The sequence below is a fragment of the Haloferax sp. AS1 genome (assembly GCF_014530665.1).
Taxonomy (GTDB): Archaea; Halobacteriota; Halobacteria; order Halobacteriales; family Haloferacaceae; genus Haloferax; species Haloferax volcanii.
Genome location: NZ_SPSA01000001.1, coordinates 1,845,344 through 1,859,112 on the forward strand (window position 1 = coordinate 1,845,344; position 13,769 = coordinate 1,859,112).

Annotated in this window: 13 protein-coding genes and 1 pseudogene; 6 read left to right on the forward strand and 8 right to left on the reverse strand. The window is 70.8% G+C overall.

What is annotated here, in order from left to right; genetic code table 11:
* Positions 1-11: 11 nt before the first annotated feature.
* Both E4P24_RS09830 and E4P24_RS09835 read right to left on the reverse strand, forming a co-directional pair.
* Entirely contained in the window at positions 12-743 is a 732-nt protein-coding gene (locus E4P24_RS09830; RefSeq protein ID WP_004062972.1) for a 5-formyltetrahydrofolate cyclo-ligase, read from the reverse strand.
* A gap of 91 nt (positions 744-834) precedes the next feature.
* Positions 835-1,497 carry a helix-turn-helix domain-containing protein gene (locus tag E4P24_RS09835; RefSeq protein ID WP_188148425.1) on the reverse strand — a complete coding sequence of 221 codons (663 nt, stop codon included), beginning with the start codon at positions 1,495-1,497 and terminating at the stop codon, positions 835-837.
* A 484-nt stretch (positions 1,498-1,981) separates the two neighbouring features.
* Here E4P24_RS09835 and E4P24_RS09840 point away from each other — a divergent pair, with 484 nt between their 5' ends.
* Entirely contained in the window at positions 1,982-2,314 is a 333-nt protein-coding gene (locus E4P24_RS09840; RefSeq protein ID WP_004041809.1) for a hypothetical protein, read from the forward strand.
* A gap of 138 nt (positions 2,315-2,452) precedes the next feature.
* Complete coding sequence (gene engB / locus E4P24_RS09845; RefSeq protein WP_004062969.1) at positions 2,453-3,070, forward strand: GTP-binding protein EngB; 618 nt, start codon at positions 2,453-2,455, stop codon at positions 3,068-3,070.
* Between the two features lie 49 nt (positions 3,071-3,119).
* Here the strand turns inward: engB and ddh are convergent, their stop codons facing one another.
* The 3 genes and pseudogenes from ddh to E4P24_RS09860 form a co-directional block, all read right to left on the reverse strand.
* On the reverse strand, positions 3,120-4,046 hold the full coding sequence (ddh, locus tag E4P24_RS09850; protein WP_115861190.1) for a D-2-hydroxyacid dehydrogenase: 927 nt from the start codon (positions 4,044-4,046) through the stop codon (positions 3,120-3,122).
* A 135-nt stretch (positions 4,047-4,181) separates the two neighbouring features.
* Positions 4,182-4,310: pseudogene (locus tag E4P24_RS19305) on the reverse strand (hypothetical protein); the annotation flags it as partial.
* Positions 4,311-4,682: 372 nt separating this feature from the next.
* Entirely contained in the window at positions 4,683-5,924 is a 1,242-nt protein-coding gene (locus E4P24_RS09860) for an NUDIX domain-containing protein (protein WP_115861188.1), read from the reverse strand.
* Between the two features lie 60 nt (positions 5,925-5,984).
* On the opposite strand from E4P24_RS09860, the gene E4P24_RS09865 reads away from it, so the two are divergent.
* From E4P24_RS09865 to E4P24_RS09875, 3 genes are all read left to right on the forward strand, one after another.
* Positions 5,985-6,479 (forward strand): metallophosphoesterase family protein, encoded by a 495-nt coding sequence (locus E4P24_RS09865; protein WP_188148426.1) that lies wholly within the window; start codon positions 5,985-5,987, stop codon positions 6,477-6,479.
* Positions 6,480-6,596: 117 nt separating this feature from the next.
* Positions 6,597-7,352: a coenzyme F420-0:L-glutamate ligase gene (locus E4P24_RS09870; RefSeq protein ID WP_004062964.1), complete on the forward strand. Its 756-nt coding sequence runs from the start codon at positions 6,597-6,599 to the stop codon at positions 7,350-7,352.
* A 52-nt stretch (positions 7,353-7,404) separates the two neighbouring features.
* The gene (locus E4P24_RS09875) at positions 7,405-8,391 is read left to right on the forward strand and encodes a 5,10-methylenetetrahydromethanopterin reductase (RefSeq protein ID WP_004062963.1); all 987 of its coding nucleotides are present in this window, start codon (positions 7,405-7,407) and stop codon (positions 8,389-8,391) included.
* Here E4P24_RS09875 and E4P24_RS09880 read toward each other — a convergent pair.
* Positions 8,345-8,581 carry a hypothetical protein gene (locus E4P24_RS09880; protein WP_008609567.1) on the reverse strand — a complete coding sequence of 79 codons (237 nt, stop codon included), beginning with the start codon at positions 8,579-8,581 and terminating at the stop codon, positions 8,345-8,347. The two genes, E4P24_RS09875 and E4P24_RS09880, sit on opposite strands and share 47 nt — an antisense overlap.
* Before the next feature lie 153 nt (positions 8,582-8,734).
* Between E4P24_RS09880 and E4P24_RS09885 the strand changes: the two genes are divergently transcribed.
* Positions 8,735-9,022: a zinc ribbon domain-containing protein gene (locus E4P24_RS09885; protein WP_188148427.1), complete on the forward strand. Its 288-nt coding sequence runs from the start codon at positions 8,735-8,737 to the stop codon at positions 9,020-9,022.
* 111 nt (positions 9,023-9,133) lie between these two features.
* Here the strand turns inward: E4P24_RS09885 and mutL are convergent, their stop codons facing one another.
* Positions 9,134-10,825: a DNA mismatch repair endonuclease MutL gene (gene mutL, locus E4P24_RS09890; protein ID WP_188148428.1), complete on the reverse strand. Its 1,692-nt coding sequence runs from the start codon at positions 10,823-10,825 to the stop codon at positions 9,134-9,136.
* Positions 10,822-13,590 carry a DNA mismatch repair protein MutS gene (mutS, locus tag E4P24_RS09895; RefSeq protein WP_188148429.1) on the reverse strand — a complete coding sequence of 923 codons (2,769 nt, stop codon included), beginning with the start codon at positions 13,588-13,590 and terminating at the stop codon, positions 10,822-10,824. Before mutS ends, mutL begins: the two co-directional genes overlap by 4 nt.
* Positions 13,591-13,769 lie beyond the last annotated feature (179 nt).

The following is a 13,769-nucleotide window of genomic DNA, read 5'->3' on the forward strand; positions in this document are numbered from 1 at the left end:
CAGGGGCTCGGCTACTCGCCCACCGCGCCCGACTCGTCGCGCAACCGCCGGAGGACGGGCATCTCGTCGAGGCGCTCGTCGGGGAGCGCGTCCCAGTCGATTCCCTCGGGCCGCGGATACGGGGTCTCGGTTCGGACCAGCCGCTCGGGGGTGACGACGAGGTCCATCGGCACGTCGTGGGCGTCCGGCTCGGGCAGGTCGTCGCGGACCTGTCGCTCGTGGACCGTCGTCGCCACGGTCGTCTCCGCGGTGACGGCTCCCAGCCCCCGCAACACCGCGTATTCGAGGTCGCTGAACCCCTCGCCCTTCCCGACGCGAGCGCCCGCCTCGGAGACGGCGACCGACCCCGAGACGACGAGGTCGATGGGCGGCAGGGCGTCGGGACCGACCGTGTCGGCGTAGGTCTCGACGTGCGAGACGGTCGGCGCGCTGTCGAGGTGTTCGTCGTCGATGCGCGCGGGGTCGAGTTCGTAGAAGCACTCCTCGTCGCGGAGTCGCGGGACGGCCATGTAGACGGTCTTGCCCTCGCGGAGCGCCCGCCGCCTGACGGGGAGTTGCGGGGCGTCCGGGTTGGCCTTCACCGCGTCGGCGGCGGCCCACTCGGGCGTCGCCGCGAGTCGCTCGGCGGCCGCCGTCGCGTCGGCAAAGTTCGGGATGCGGCCGTGCGGCGGGAAGGGGAACCGGGCCGCGCCCGACGATTCGAGGTCGTCCCACACCGTCGTTCGGAGCGTCGCTTTGTCCATCGCGTCGCCGTCGCGTACTCGCGCCGGGCCAATAGCTCCCCCGCTCGGGCCGCGAGCGGTTCCGGCCGCCGCGCAGTCTCCCAGTCGGTCGTTACGAGAGGTCGGCCGCCGACTGCGACAAGAGCACCTTCCGGAGGACGGTGTCGGCCCCGCGGCGGACGCGCTCGGAGGCGGCCTGCGGGCTGATTCCGAGTCGGTCGGCCACCTCGTTGAGCGTGGTTCGCCGCGGAACCTCGAAGTACCCCTCGGAGACGGCGGTGACGAGCGCCTCCTGTTGTTCGTCGGTGATGTCGAAGTTGTAGACGCCCGGTTCGCCCTCCGCGAGAGTGTAGATGCGCTCGACGTGGAACTCGATGGCCTCGTCCTGACAGCGGTTGTGGAACTCGGTGAGCGCCGCGTGGTCGTTGAATCTGAGGCGGAACAGCCACGGGTCGTTGCCGCGGGCTTCGAGAATCGTCGCCTCGCTGTCGGTGAGAACCCGGGTCAGACTCGACGTGGACTCTCCCCAGTTGACCTTGTACAACACCCGGTCTTCGATGCGGGCGACGGCCGCCAAATCGTCGACGAGCCGGTCGTCTCGGACGACGCGCTCGAACGCCTCGAAGTCCGTGCCGTGGGCCCAGAAGAACGGCATGACCTCACCGCCGGTCGGGACGACGCGCTCTAACTTGAGGTGAACGCCGTTCGACACGGCGGTGACCCTCCCGAGGTCGAAGCTCTCTGAGTCAATCGTCAACTCGACGATTACGGCCATTGCTGGCTCTCATTTAGCAGCCGCTGTATTGAACACCTATGTCAACCGAAAGCCACGACCGCGCCCGGAGGTCGGCCTCGTCGCCGCCGGGGCGCGCTCGTGTTCGGCAGGATTTCGGCCGACAACGTTCGTGTGTGACCGCAGCCCACTCGGACGCGCGCCCCATCGGCTTCCCGGATGCACTACTTCAATGACCGGACTGTGAAAGCAGAAAGAGAATGCTGGCTTGCTAGCTATGACCCCTCGGGGACGTAGTTGTGAACGCACACAGACATCGACAGCCGTACGCCGCCCGACAGCGCCGTGGTGGTGCAGCCGCGTACGGACGTGTGACTGACGAGCCGCGCTCTCGACGGTACCGGTATCGGGTGGTGTTCGCCGGGTGCCCGGAGCGGGGCCTGTCAGCGACTCGCGGAAGCCGCGTTATCCCGGCGTCTCGCGCCCGTCGCGCGACGCCCGTTCGGATTCGACGGGGGTTGCGCCGATGGTAGCCACAGCGTCCCCCCGCCTCGACGAGGCGTTCGACGCCCTCGGAAACGTCCATCGGCGACGGTTGCTGTTGGGCCTGCGCCGACGGCGACGCACGCGCCTCGACGCGGCAACGCGGGACGCGGCCGTTGGTGGCGGCCGCGACCGCGACCGACTGAAGCTGGAACTGTTCCACGTTCACCTGCCGAAGCTCGCTGACGCCGGCTTCGTCGACTGGAACCGTCGTCGCGGTTCCGTCGCGTGCGGCCCTCGATTCGACGAAATCGAGCCGCTGCTGCGATTCCTCGACGAGCACGCCGGCGAGCCATCGGTCGGCGGCTGTGACTGACGCGGCCGCCGCATTCACGCGTCGTCGTCGAGTCGCTGTGGGGGCGACTCGCCCGGAGACGTGATTTTTCGACGCCGACGCCGCGCACCGGCGGGTCCGTTCCGCCCACCTTATCCGTCGCGGTGGCGAACCACCGGTATGTTCCAAGACCGACCGGACCGCGACGAAATCGTCCTCGTCGGGCGGTCGAACGTGGGGAAGTCCACCCTGATGCGAGAGCTGACGGGTCACAGCAAGTTCACGACGGGCAAGAAGCCCGGCGTCACCCGAAAGCCCAACCACTTCGACTGGAACGCGGAGCACTTCATGTTCACCGACCTGCCCGGGTTCGGCTTCATGTCCGGCGTCGACCGCGACACCCGCGAGGCCATCAAGACGGACGTGGTTCAGTACATCGAGGAGCACGCCGACGACATCCTCGCGGCGGTCCTCGTCGTCGACGGGAAAAGCGTCATCGACATCATCGACCGCCACACCACCGAGGACTCCATCCCCCACGACGTGGAGATGTTCTTTTTCCTCGACGAACTCGACATCCCGACCGTGGTCGCGGTCAACAAGATGGACAAGGTCGACGATCGCGACGAGCGCCTGAACGACCTCTGTGACCGCCTCGGCCTCTTCCCGCCGTGGAAGCAGTGGCGGAACGTCATCGCGCCCATCACGGCCAAGCGCGGCGACATCTCCCACCTCGAAGACGCCCTGCGGTCGCACCTCCACGAACAGGGCCGCGACGACCTGTTCAAGTTCCTCTGAGCGACGCGCCGTCCCGCCGACACCCCCGCGACCTGCCCCCCAAGCGAACTCACGCCACGCGGTTCGTGAGCGATTCGCCGGCCGCTATCTTCTCGACGTTCTCCCGCACGAGCGCCGCGATGTCCTCGTGGTACTTCCCCGTCGCGGCGCTCACGTGCGGCGTGACGAGCACTTCGTCGAAGCCCCACAGCGGCGACTCCGCGGGGAGCGGTTCCTCGGCGAACACGTCGAGCGCCGCGCCCGCGATGTCGCCGGCGTCGAGCGCCGCCACGAGGTCGGCCTCGTCGACGACGGGGCCGCGCGCGACGTTCACGAGGTAGGCGTCCTCGCGCATCGCTTCGAACGTCGGCGCGGCGACCATGCCCTCGGTCTCCGCGGTCAGCGGCATCGCCAGCACGACGAATCGGGCGTCGGCGACGGCCTCGTGCAGTCGGTCGGGGGTGAACACCGCCGAGACGTTTTCCACGGGGTCGCCGGAGCGCCGGACGCCGACGACGTCCATGCCGAGGGCGGCCGCGCGGTCGACGACGCCCCGGCCGAGCGTGCCGAGGCCGACGACGCAGACGCGCTCGCCGTCGAGGGTAAAGGGCTCCGTGTAGCGCGGGAGGTCCCACTCGCGGTCGCGCTGGGCGTCGCGGTAGGCGTGGAGGCGGCGGGCGAGCGTCAGCATGTAGCCGACGACCGTCTCGCCGACCGTGGTCCCGTGGACGCCGGTGCTGTTCGTGAGGGCCGTGCCGGCCGCCTCGTAGTCGGAGACGGGGAACTCGTCGTAGCCGGCGCGGACGCAGTGGACCCAGTCGGCGTCGACGAAGGCGTCTCTGTGGCCGAACGTGGCGACCGCGTCGCCCGGCCCGAACTCCTCGTCGTCGCCGACGCGCTCGACGGGCACGCCGCGGCCCGAAAGCGCCTCGACGAACAGCCCCGGGGGCATCGTCCGACCGACCGACTCGTCGACCGCGATGCGTTCGATGTGCATGGCCGAGGGGTCGCGGCGGCTCACGAAGGACGTTGCGGCTTCGGCGTCGGTGTCCGGTTTCGGGGCTCGTCGAGGGTCGGCGCGCCACTCGCCCCACGTCGTCACCGACGACGGGAGAATCGCCAGTCGCTCGCCGGACTGCGGGCCACAGATGCCGGTCGCCAGCAGTTGACTCCAGTAGCTTCCGGTCGCCTCGTCGTAGAGTACGAGGTTGGCGGCGTTTCGGAGTTCGGCGTCGCCGGTCAGGACCGACGCGCCGAACACCCGCCCCTCGGCGGCCGCACATTACCTTCGGTACAGCCCGCGAGTCCGGCGGCCGCCGCGCTCACGACTCCGAGAAACGTGCGGCGGTACACCCCTCTTTGGTCGTTCGGCGGCAAATAGCTAGCTCGAAACGGCTGATTCGGCGCGCCACGGTCGCGGACGCGGCGCTCCGGGGCAACGAGATTCGGAGCGATAGGACGACGGGTCGTCAGTAGTTGGTGGCTCGGATGAAATCTATCATCACAAGGGGCTGAGTGGGGGTAACCTTCGTCATCGCCACCGAGTCGGAGTCCGGGTCGGACGTTCAAGAATCCACCCTTTTGCCCCCGCCGGCAGTGGTCCCGGCGGTTCCCAGAACCCCGCACTCCCGACTCAGTCGTCCCACGCCGCCAGCGCGGCGTGTTCGGCCGCGACCGCGCCGATGTCGCCCGCGTTCAACACGCCCGATTCGGTGACGACCCCCGAGAGCGAGTCGGCGGGAACGACCTCGAAAAGCGGGTTCTCGGTTCCTATCGCGGCCTCGCCGTCGTACAGCGCGCCCGCGTCTTCACCGGCGAAGCGGTCGTCGCCGCGCACCTTGTCGCGGGCGCAGACGGCGAACACGGGCACGTCGGCGCGGGCGGCCGCGAGCGCGGCGGGGAGGCTTCCGACCTTGTTGACGACGCCGCCGGACGCGAGCACCGAGTCGGCTCCGAGTAAGACGGCGTCGGCCCCGCCGGCCGCGACGAGTCCGGGGAGCGCCGCGTCGGTGGTTAGCGTCACGTCCCGCCCGTCGCGGGCGAGCCGTTCCGCGACGCCGACGCCCTCGCCGCCGGGTCGGGATTCGGAGACGAGGACGGCGACTGCGGCGGCCTCGGCGGCTTCGAGCGCCGCGAGGACGGTCCCCGACCGCGAGAGCGTGGCGAGTCGGTCGACCCCGCGCTCTCTGATGAGTTCGGCCGCGCGGGCGGCCGCCGCGTCGTCGGCTTCGGCGGCGGCGTCGATGGCCGCCTCGGCGCGGCGGCGAACCGATTCGGGGTCGGAATCCGATTCCGCCATGGCGCGGTTGACGCGATTCTCGACGGCGGCCATGTTCGGGCGGGCGTCGCGGAGTCGCCGGGCGACCGATGCGACCGCCTCCAACGAGTCCGCCTCGGCGGCGGCGTCGCGCAGGACCTCCAGCGCCCGGAGCGAAATCCACGCCGACCCGTGGGTCTCGTCGTCGGCGACGGTCTCGACCGCGGGCGCGACCCGGCGGTAGGTCGCCCACAGTCCGGGGACCGCCTCGCGCTCCCGAATCGCGGTCGGGTGGACCCACTCGACCGCGGCGAGTTCCTCGTTGGTGTCGATATCGCGGCTCTCGGCGTCGAACAGAAACGGGTGGACGGTCCACTCGCGGCCCTCGTCGGTGACCGTGAGGGGTTCCCCAGCACGGACGAGTTCGGCGTCGGTCTCGCGGACGCCGACCTCCTCGGCGAGTTCGCGCCGGGCGTCGCGCTCGGCGTCGGCGGGGTCGCCCTCGACGTAGCCGGAGACGCCGGCCCAGCGGCCCTGATACGTTCCGACGGCGTCGCTCCGGCGGGTGAGGAGGACGCGGCCGTCGTGTCGAAGGAAGACGGTGACGACGTGTGGCATATCGTGACTTACGGCCGCGACTGACAAAACGACTATTCAGGCCGGTCGCGTGGTGTCGGTATGCGACTCGCCATCCTGAGCGACACGCACGTTCCGGGGCGGGCCGACGGGATTCCCTCGTGGGTCGAAGCCAGGGTCCGCGAGGCCGACCTCGTGATTCACGCGGGCGACTTCGACTCGCCGGCCACGCTCGACCGCCTCCGCGACCTCTCGGCGCGGTTCGTCGGCGTCAGCGGGAACGTCGACCCGCCGGGCATCGACCTCCCGTTCGTCGAAATCGTCGAGGTCGACGGGCTCACGTTCGTCGTCACTCACGGCACGGGCACGCGAACGGGCTACGAGTCCCGCGTCGCGAAGACGGTCAGAGACGCCGCGGGCACCGACGCGGTCGGCGTCGCGGGCCACATCCACGAGGTGGTCGACGAGGTGGTCGACGGCGTCCGCGTCCTCAACCCGGGCACCGCGACGGCGGCGAACCCGGGCGACGACGCGACGATGATGGTCGGCACGGTCACCGACGGCTCGGTGTCGGTCGAGGTCGTCCGCGACGACTGAGGTCGGCGCGTCGTCGCGCTGTCTCGCAGCTGAGCCGCTTCCGGTCGCCCGCCTGCGATACCGGCCCGGTTCGCCAGCATCCCGTCGTTTTTCACCGCCCTCGCCCTCCGAAGCGGTATGGAGCTGTTTCCCGTCCCCGACGTGCCCGAGATTCGCGAGGGCGACGACCTCGCCGCCCTCGTCTCCGAGCGCGTCGACCTCCGGCCCGACGACGTGGTCTGCGTCGCCTCCACCGTCGTCTCGAAGGCCGAAGGGCGGTTCGCGGACCTCGACGACTTCCCGGCCGGCCCGCGGGCGCGCGAACTCGCCGCTCGCCTCGCCGAACTGACCGGCGACGAGAAGGACCCGCGGTTCGCGCAGGCGGTCCTCGAAGAGAGCGTCGACCTCGTCATGTCGGAGCCGTTCCTCCTGACGGAGACGCGGTTCGGCCACGTCGGCGTCAACGCCGGCATCGACCGCTCGAACGTCCCCGACCACGACCTGCTGTTGCTCCCGAAGCGCCCCAGCGAGTCGGCAGAGCGCATCCGCGCCGGCGTCGACGCCGACCGAGTCGTCGTCACCGACACCTGCGGCCGGCCGTTCCGCCACGGCCAGCGCGGCGTCGCCATCGGCTGGGCGGGCCTGAGCGCCTCGCGCGACTGGCGCGGCGAGGCCGACCGCGACGGCCGCGAACTCGGCGTCACCGTCGAGAGCGTCGTGGACGAACTCGCCGCGGCCGCCAACCTCGTGCAGGGAGAGGGCGACGGCGGCACGCCCGTCGTCGTCGTCCGCGACTTCGAGTGGGGCGACCACGGCGAAAGCGACGCCCACTTCCGCGACATCGACGGCGACTTCGTGCGACAGGCGCTCCGCGAGTGGCGCTACGACCCCTGACGACCCGCTTCACCATTCCACGCTCACACCACGCTCACACTACGTTCACACCATGCTCGGACTCGAACTCACCCCGGAACATCCCGTCGACGACCTCGTCGAACTGGGCGCGCAGGCGGAACGCGAGGGCTACGACTCGTGTTTCGTCTCGTGTCACTACAACAACCGCGACCCCTTCGCGGTCCTCGCGCGACTCGCGGCCGAGACCGACGACATCCGCCTCGGCCCCGGCGTCGCCAACCCCTACGAGCTACACCCCGTGACGCTCGCCGGCAAGGTGGCGACCGTCGCCGAGGCCTCGGGCGGTCGCGGCCTCCTCGGCATCGGCCCGGGCGACCCCTCGACGCTCCGCAACCTCGGCCTCGAAGACGAGCGCGGCCTCCGCTCCGTGCTGGAGGCGTTCAAGGTCGCACAGAAGCTCTGGGACGGCGAGCGCGTCAGCCACGACGGCACGTTCGAGGCGACCGACGCCGGCCTCAACTTCGACGTGCCCGGCGAGGTGCCGGTGTACGTCGGCGGCGAGGGCCCGCACATGTGTCGCATGGCCGGCAAGCACGCCGACGGCCTGCTGTTCAACGGCTCGCACCCCGACGACCTCGCGTGGGCGAGAGAACAGGTCGATATCGGCGTCGAGGACCGCCCCGACTCCCGCGGCGAGTTCACGCTCGCCGCCTACGCCAGCGTCTCCGTCTCGGAAGACGCGGACGCGGCCCGCGAGGCCGCCCGCCCGCCTGTCGCCTTCATCGCCGCGGGGGCGGCCCCGCCGGTCCTCGACAGACACGGCATCGACGCCGACCTCGCGGGCGACATCGGCGAGAAGATTTCGGCGGGCGACTTCTCCGAGGCGTTCGACCTCGTCACCCCCAAGATGATAGACGCCTTCTCGATGGCCGGCACGCCCGACGACGTTGCCGACCGGATGGACGCGGTGCTCGAACACGCCGACGGCGTCGTGGTCGGGTCGCCGGTCGGCCCCGACCTCGAAGAAGCGATTACTCTCGCTGCGGCGGCCTACCGTTCGACGAGCCGACACCGATGATGCCGAGTTCCGCGCCGAGTGCGCCGAGGGCGACGTAGGCGAACGCGCCGACAGCGAGCAGGATGAAGATGTTGCCGAAGAGGAAACTCACCGTCGAGAGCGGGTCGCTCAGCGCCACGTCGGCGAAGGTCACCACCAGTTCGAGGACGCTCGTGAGGAGCGCGATGACGAAGTCCGTGAGTGTTGCCATGCGCGACTCTCGGGATTCGGGGGTATTGATTGTGTGGGTTTCGCACGGCGCTCACCCGTCCGGTGGAACTCGCCTCGCCCCCCGGTTCGCGGCGGTCGTCCACCGCGCCGCTCGGTCGGCACCGATAAGGACCGCGCCCACGGACGCTGAGTCATGCCGAACCGCTCGCTCGACGACTTCGCCGGCGGCGACGACGGCGCTGCCGACGAACCGACGGCTGTCGATGGCGCTGCCGACGAACCGACGGCTGTCGACGGCGCTGACGACTCACCCGATGCCGGCGACACCAATGCCAGCGACGCCGACGACCGCGACGTGAGCACGCTCGCCACCTACCGATGGACGCCCGAACCCGCGGCGTGCCCGCAGTGCGGAGAGTCGGTCCAAAAGCGGTGGCTCGACGGCGACGAGTACGTCTGTCTGGACTGCAAGGACTGGTAGCGGCCGGGCGCACAAATATAGTAATCATTCGGTAACTATTCCCGCACGAGCCACCGCGCCACTTCGCACGACTCCGTCGGGGTGGCTCGACAACGTTGCTCCCAAGGAATGCTACCCGAGCCGACCGCTTCGTCGGCCGAATCCGCGGACGAACGTCTCCTCGTCGATGGCGAGCACCGTGGGTCGGCCGTGCGGGCAGGTGTAGGGCGTCCCGCACGAGCCGAGTCGCTCGACTAACCGCGCGGCCTCGTCGTCGGTGAGGTCGTCGCCGGCTTTGATGGACGGGTGGCACGCGAGGTCTTTCAGCAGTTCGTCCCGTGGGTCGGCGTCGTCGCCGGCGGCGACGTCGGCCACCACGTCCGCGAGCGCGTCCGGGGCGAACGGGCGACCGAGCGGTGCCGGGACCGCTTCGACGCGGTACGTTCCGGTTCCGCCCCCCTCGCCGAACTCGACGACGCGGAACCCCAGTTTTTCGACGAGGTCGCGGTTCGCGTCGAGGAGCGCCGCGTCGGCCGGCGACAGCGAGACGGTCGCCGGCGGGTCGACGGCGGCCGAGTCGATGCCCGCCGATTCGACCGCCTCGCGGAGTCGCTCGTAGTTGATGCGCTCGTGGGCCGCGTGCTGGTCGACGACGAGGAGTTCGTCGTCGGCCTCACAGAGCAGGTACAGGCCGCGGAAGCGCCCGATGACGCGGAGGTCGTCGAACACCGAGGCGGCCTCGACGGGCGCGAGCGAGCTATCGAGGTCCATCGCCACCTCGCCGCTCCGCCGGAGGTCGGCCGTCGAGAGCGCGTCGCGGACGCTCGCCTCGACCGCCTCGGCGACCGCGTCGGCGTCTCTGAAGCCCACCTCGTCCTTCGCGGGGTGGACGTTGTGGTCGACCCACGCGGGCGGCAGGCGGACTCTGACCACGCCGACCGGTTCGCGCCCGTCGGGAAGCAGCGTCCCGTAGCCGTCCGCGACCGCCCGGCGGAGTCGCGGTTCGGCGAGGGCGCGGCCGTTGACCGAGACGTGGACGTGGTCGCGTCGGGACCGCGTCACCTCGGGATGACAGAGCGCGCCGTCGACGTCGACCGTGGCCGTCTCGCCCGCGGCCTCGACCTCCCGCGCCGCGTCGAACGTCGAGGCGTGGCTCGCGGCGTCGCGGCCGTACACCGCCAAGAGCGCGTCGGCGAAGCGGCCGGTGCCGGGCGTCGCGAGCGTCTCGCGGCCGTCGTGTCGCAGGACGAACCGCACGTCCGGCCGCGTGAGCGCGTAGCGCGTGACGACCGCCGAGACGCGGGCGAACTCGGCTTTCGACGACGCGAGCGACTTCCTCCGCGCCGGGCGGTCGGCAAACAGGCCGGTCACGTCGACGGTCGTCCCGCGCGCCCGACCCGCGGGCGAGACGGTCTTGTCGCGCTCGCCACCGGGCGCGTTCTCGCCGCCGTCGACGACGACTCGCGTTCCCCGCGGGCCGCCGTCGTTCGTCGTCAGTTCGAGGCGGGCGGCGGCCGCGGCGATACTCGGGAGCGCCTCGCCCCGGAAGCCGAGCGTCTCGACGGTTTCGAGGTCGTCGGCCGCCGCAAGCTTGCTCGTCGTGTGTCGCTCGACCGCGAGCGCGGCGTCGGCCTCGGCCATCCCATGACCGTCGTCTGCGACGCGGATTCGGTCGGTGCCGTCGCCGTCGACGTCGGTTTCGACGGTCTCCGCGCCGGCGTCGAGCGCGTTTTCAATCAGTTCGACCACGACGCTCGCGGGCCGGGCGACGACCTCGCCGGCGGCGATTTTCGACCGCGTCTCCGGGTCGAGTCGGTGAATCATTCGAGTCTTCCTTTGAGGTCCGACAGGAGGTTCAGCGCCTCCAGCGGCGTGGTGTCCACGAGGTCGGCCTCGCGGAGCGCCTCGGCGACGACTTCGAGTTCGGGGTTCGGTTCGGTCGTTTCGGCCGTCGCGGTCGCTCGGCTCGGATTCTCGCTCTCTCGGTGGCCGTTCTCCAGCCCATCGACGTAGGCCGCGAGCGTGCCGTCTTCGGCGGCCTCGTCGACCTCGCCGTTCGCGGCGGCGGCGACGCCGTCCCTTCCTGTGTCGGTCGCGCGCTCGGCGTCGGCGTCGGTCTCGGGTTCGTCCACGAGGGTTCGCGCCCGCTCGACCACGCTCGCGGGCACGCCGGCCAACTGCGCCACTTCGACCCCGTAGGACGACGACGAGGGGCCGTCGGCGACGCTGTGGAGGAACGTGACCTCGCCGTCGCGCCGCGCGGCGGTGAAGTGGAGGTTGAACACGCCCGCGCGGTCGTCGGCCGCGTCGGTGAGGTCGTGGTAGTGGGTCGCAAACAGCGTCGTCGCGCCAACCTCGTCGTGGAGGAACTCGGTGGCCGCGCGGGCGATGGCGAGGCCGTCGGCGGTGGAGGTGCCGCGGCCGACCTCGTCGAGGAGGACGAGCGAGTCGCCGGTGGCGTTGTGGAGGATTTCGGTCAGCTCGCTCATCTCGCGCATGAACGTGGACTGGCCGCCCGCGATGTCGTCGGACGCGCCGATGCGGGTGAACACGCGGTCGAGGACCGGCAGTCGGGCCGATTTCGCCGGGACGAAGCTCCCGACCTGCGCGAGGAGTGTGACGAGCGCCACCTGCCGCATGTACGTCGACTTCCCGGACATGTTGGGGCCGGTGACGAGCGCGACGCTCCCCCGCGGGAGGTCCGCGGGGTTCGGCACGAACTCGTCCTGCGCGCGCTCGACGACGGGGTGTCTGCCGGCGTCGATGCGGATGCCGGCGCTCTCGTCCGTGTCGCCCGCGTGGAACTCGGGTCGGGCGTAGTCGTTCGCCACCGCCACGTCCGCGAGGGTTCGGAGCACGTCGAGGTCCGCGAGGGCGTCCGCGACGGCCTGAACCCGGGCCGATTCGGTCGCCACGTCGGCGCGCACCTCGCAGAACAGGTCGTATTCGAGGGCGTCGGCGCGGTCCGAGGCGCGGAGAATCTCGTCCTCGCGCTCCTTCAGTTCGGGCGTGTAGAACCGCTCCGAGTTCTTCAGCGTCTGTCGGCGCTGGTAGTCGTCGGGGACGCGGTCGAGGTTCGGGTTCGTCACCTCGATGTAGTAGCCGTGGACCTGATTGTAACCGACCTCCAGCGAGTCGATGCCGGTGCGCTCCTGCTCGCGGGCTTCGAGGTTCGACACCCACTCGCGGCCCGCCTCGGCGGTGCCGCGGACGTCGTCCAGTTCGGCGTCGAAGCCGTCGGCGATGACGCCGCCCTCGGTAATCTCCTGCGGCGGGTCGGAGACGACCGCGTCGCCGACGAGGTCGCGCACGTCTTCGAGCTCGTCCAGCGAGTCGCGCAGGTCCGAAAGCAGGTCGGAATCGGTTCCGGCGAGCGCCTCGCGGATTTCCGGCACTCGGTCGAGCGTCGTCTTCAGCGAGCGCAGGTCGCGGGCGTCGGCGCGCTCCCGGGAGACGCGGGCGACGAGCCGTTCGAGGTCGTACACCGACGAGAGGTGGTCTCGGAGGTCGGCGCGGGCGAGCGCGTCGTCGCAGAGGGCCTCGACGGCGTCCAGTCGGGCCTCGATTCGGTCGCGGTCGACGAGCGGGCGGCGGAGCCACGCCTCCAGTCGGCGGCGGCCGAGCGCGCAGGCCGTCTCGTCGAGGACCGAAAACAGCGTGCTTCCCGCCCGGGCGCTCCGCGACTCGAACAGTTCGAGGCTCCGGATGGCCGTCGCGTCGAGTTGGAGGAACTCGCGGGGGTCGAACCGCGTGACGCGGGTGACGTACGCCAGTTTCGAGTCGCCCTGGGCGTACTCGGCGTAGGCGAGCGCCGCGCCGACCGCCCGGAGTTCGGCGTCCGACTCGACCACGGCGTCCGGCCGGGGCGCGTAGGCCGACAGCGTCTCGCGGGCCGCGTCGGCGTCGAACGCCCCCGGTTCGAACGGCGTCTCCATCGGGTCGAACGACAGGTCCGGGAGGTCGCAGTCGGGACCGACGACGAGTTCGGCGGGCGCGAGGCGTTCGAGTTCTTCGAGCGCCAGCGCGCGGTCCGCACCGGTGACGAGGCATTCGCCGGTCGACACGTCCACGACGGCGAGGCCGTAGGTGTCGCCCTCGGCGTCGTCGTCGCTTCCGTTCTCGCCGTCGCCGCCGCCCCGAGCGACCGCCCCGAGGTAGGTCGCCCGCCCGGCGTCGAGCAGTTCCTCGTCGACGACGGTGCCGGGCGTGATGAGTTGGGTGACCGCGCGGTCGACGAGGCCGGACGCCTCCTCGGCGTCTTCGACCTGTTCCGCGAGCGCGACCCGGTAGCCGGCGTCGAGCAGGCGTTCGAGGTAGCCCGCGGCGTTGTCGATGGGGATGCCCGCCATCGGCCACGTCCCGGTGGAGTCCTCGCGCTGGGTCAGCGTCACCTCGCAGGTGCGGGCGACGGCCTCCGCCGCGCCGCAGAACGCCTCGTAGAAGTCGCCGACCTGAAACAGCACGACGGCGTCGTCGTGTTCCTCGCAGAGGTCGGCGTACTGCGAGAGCATCGGCGTCAGGTCGTCTCGCACTGCCAGCATCTCCGGCGGCGCGCCGTACACCGCCTCCTGCTGGGCGTCCGCGTTCATACCCACAAGGCGGGCGGCCGAGCAATAAAAACGGCCGGGAACGATGCGGTGGGCGGTCGCCCGTCCGCGCCGCCGCCCGCGACTGCGGCGTGTGGGCGACCAGCAAGGCCAATGTACACACCCAGCAAGGTTAGGTAGGCTGAGGCAATACTAACACGCAGAGACCCGTCGGCGGTGCG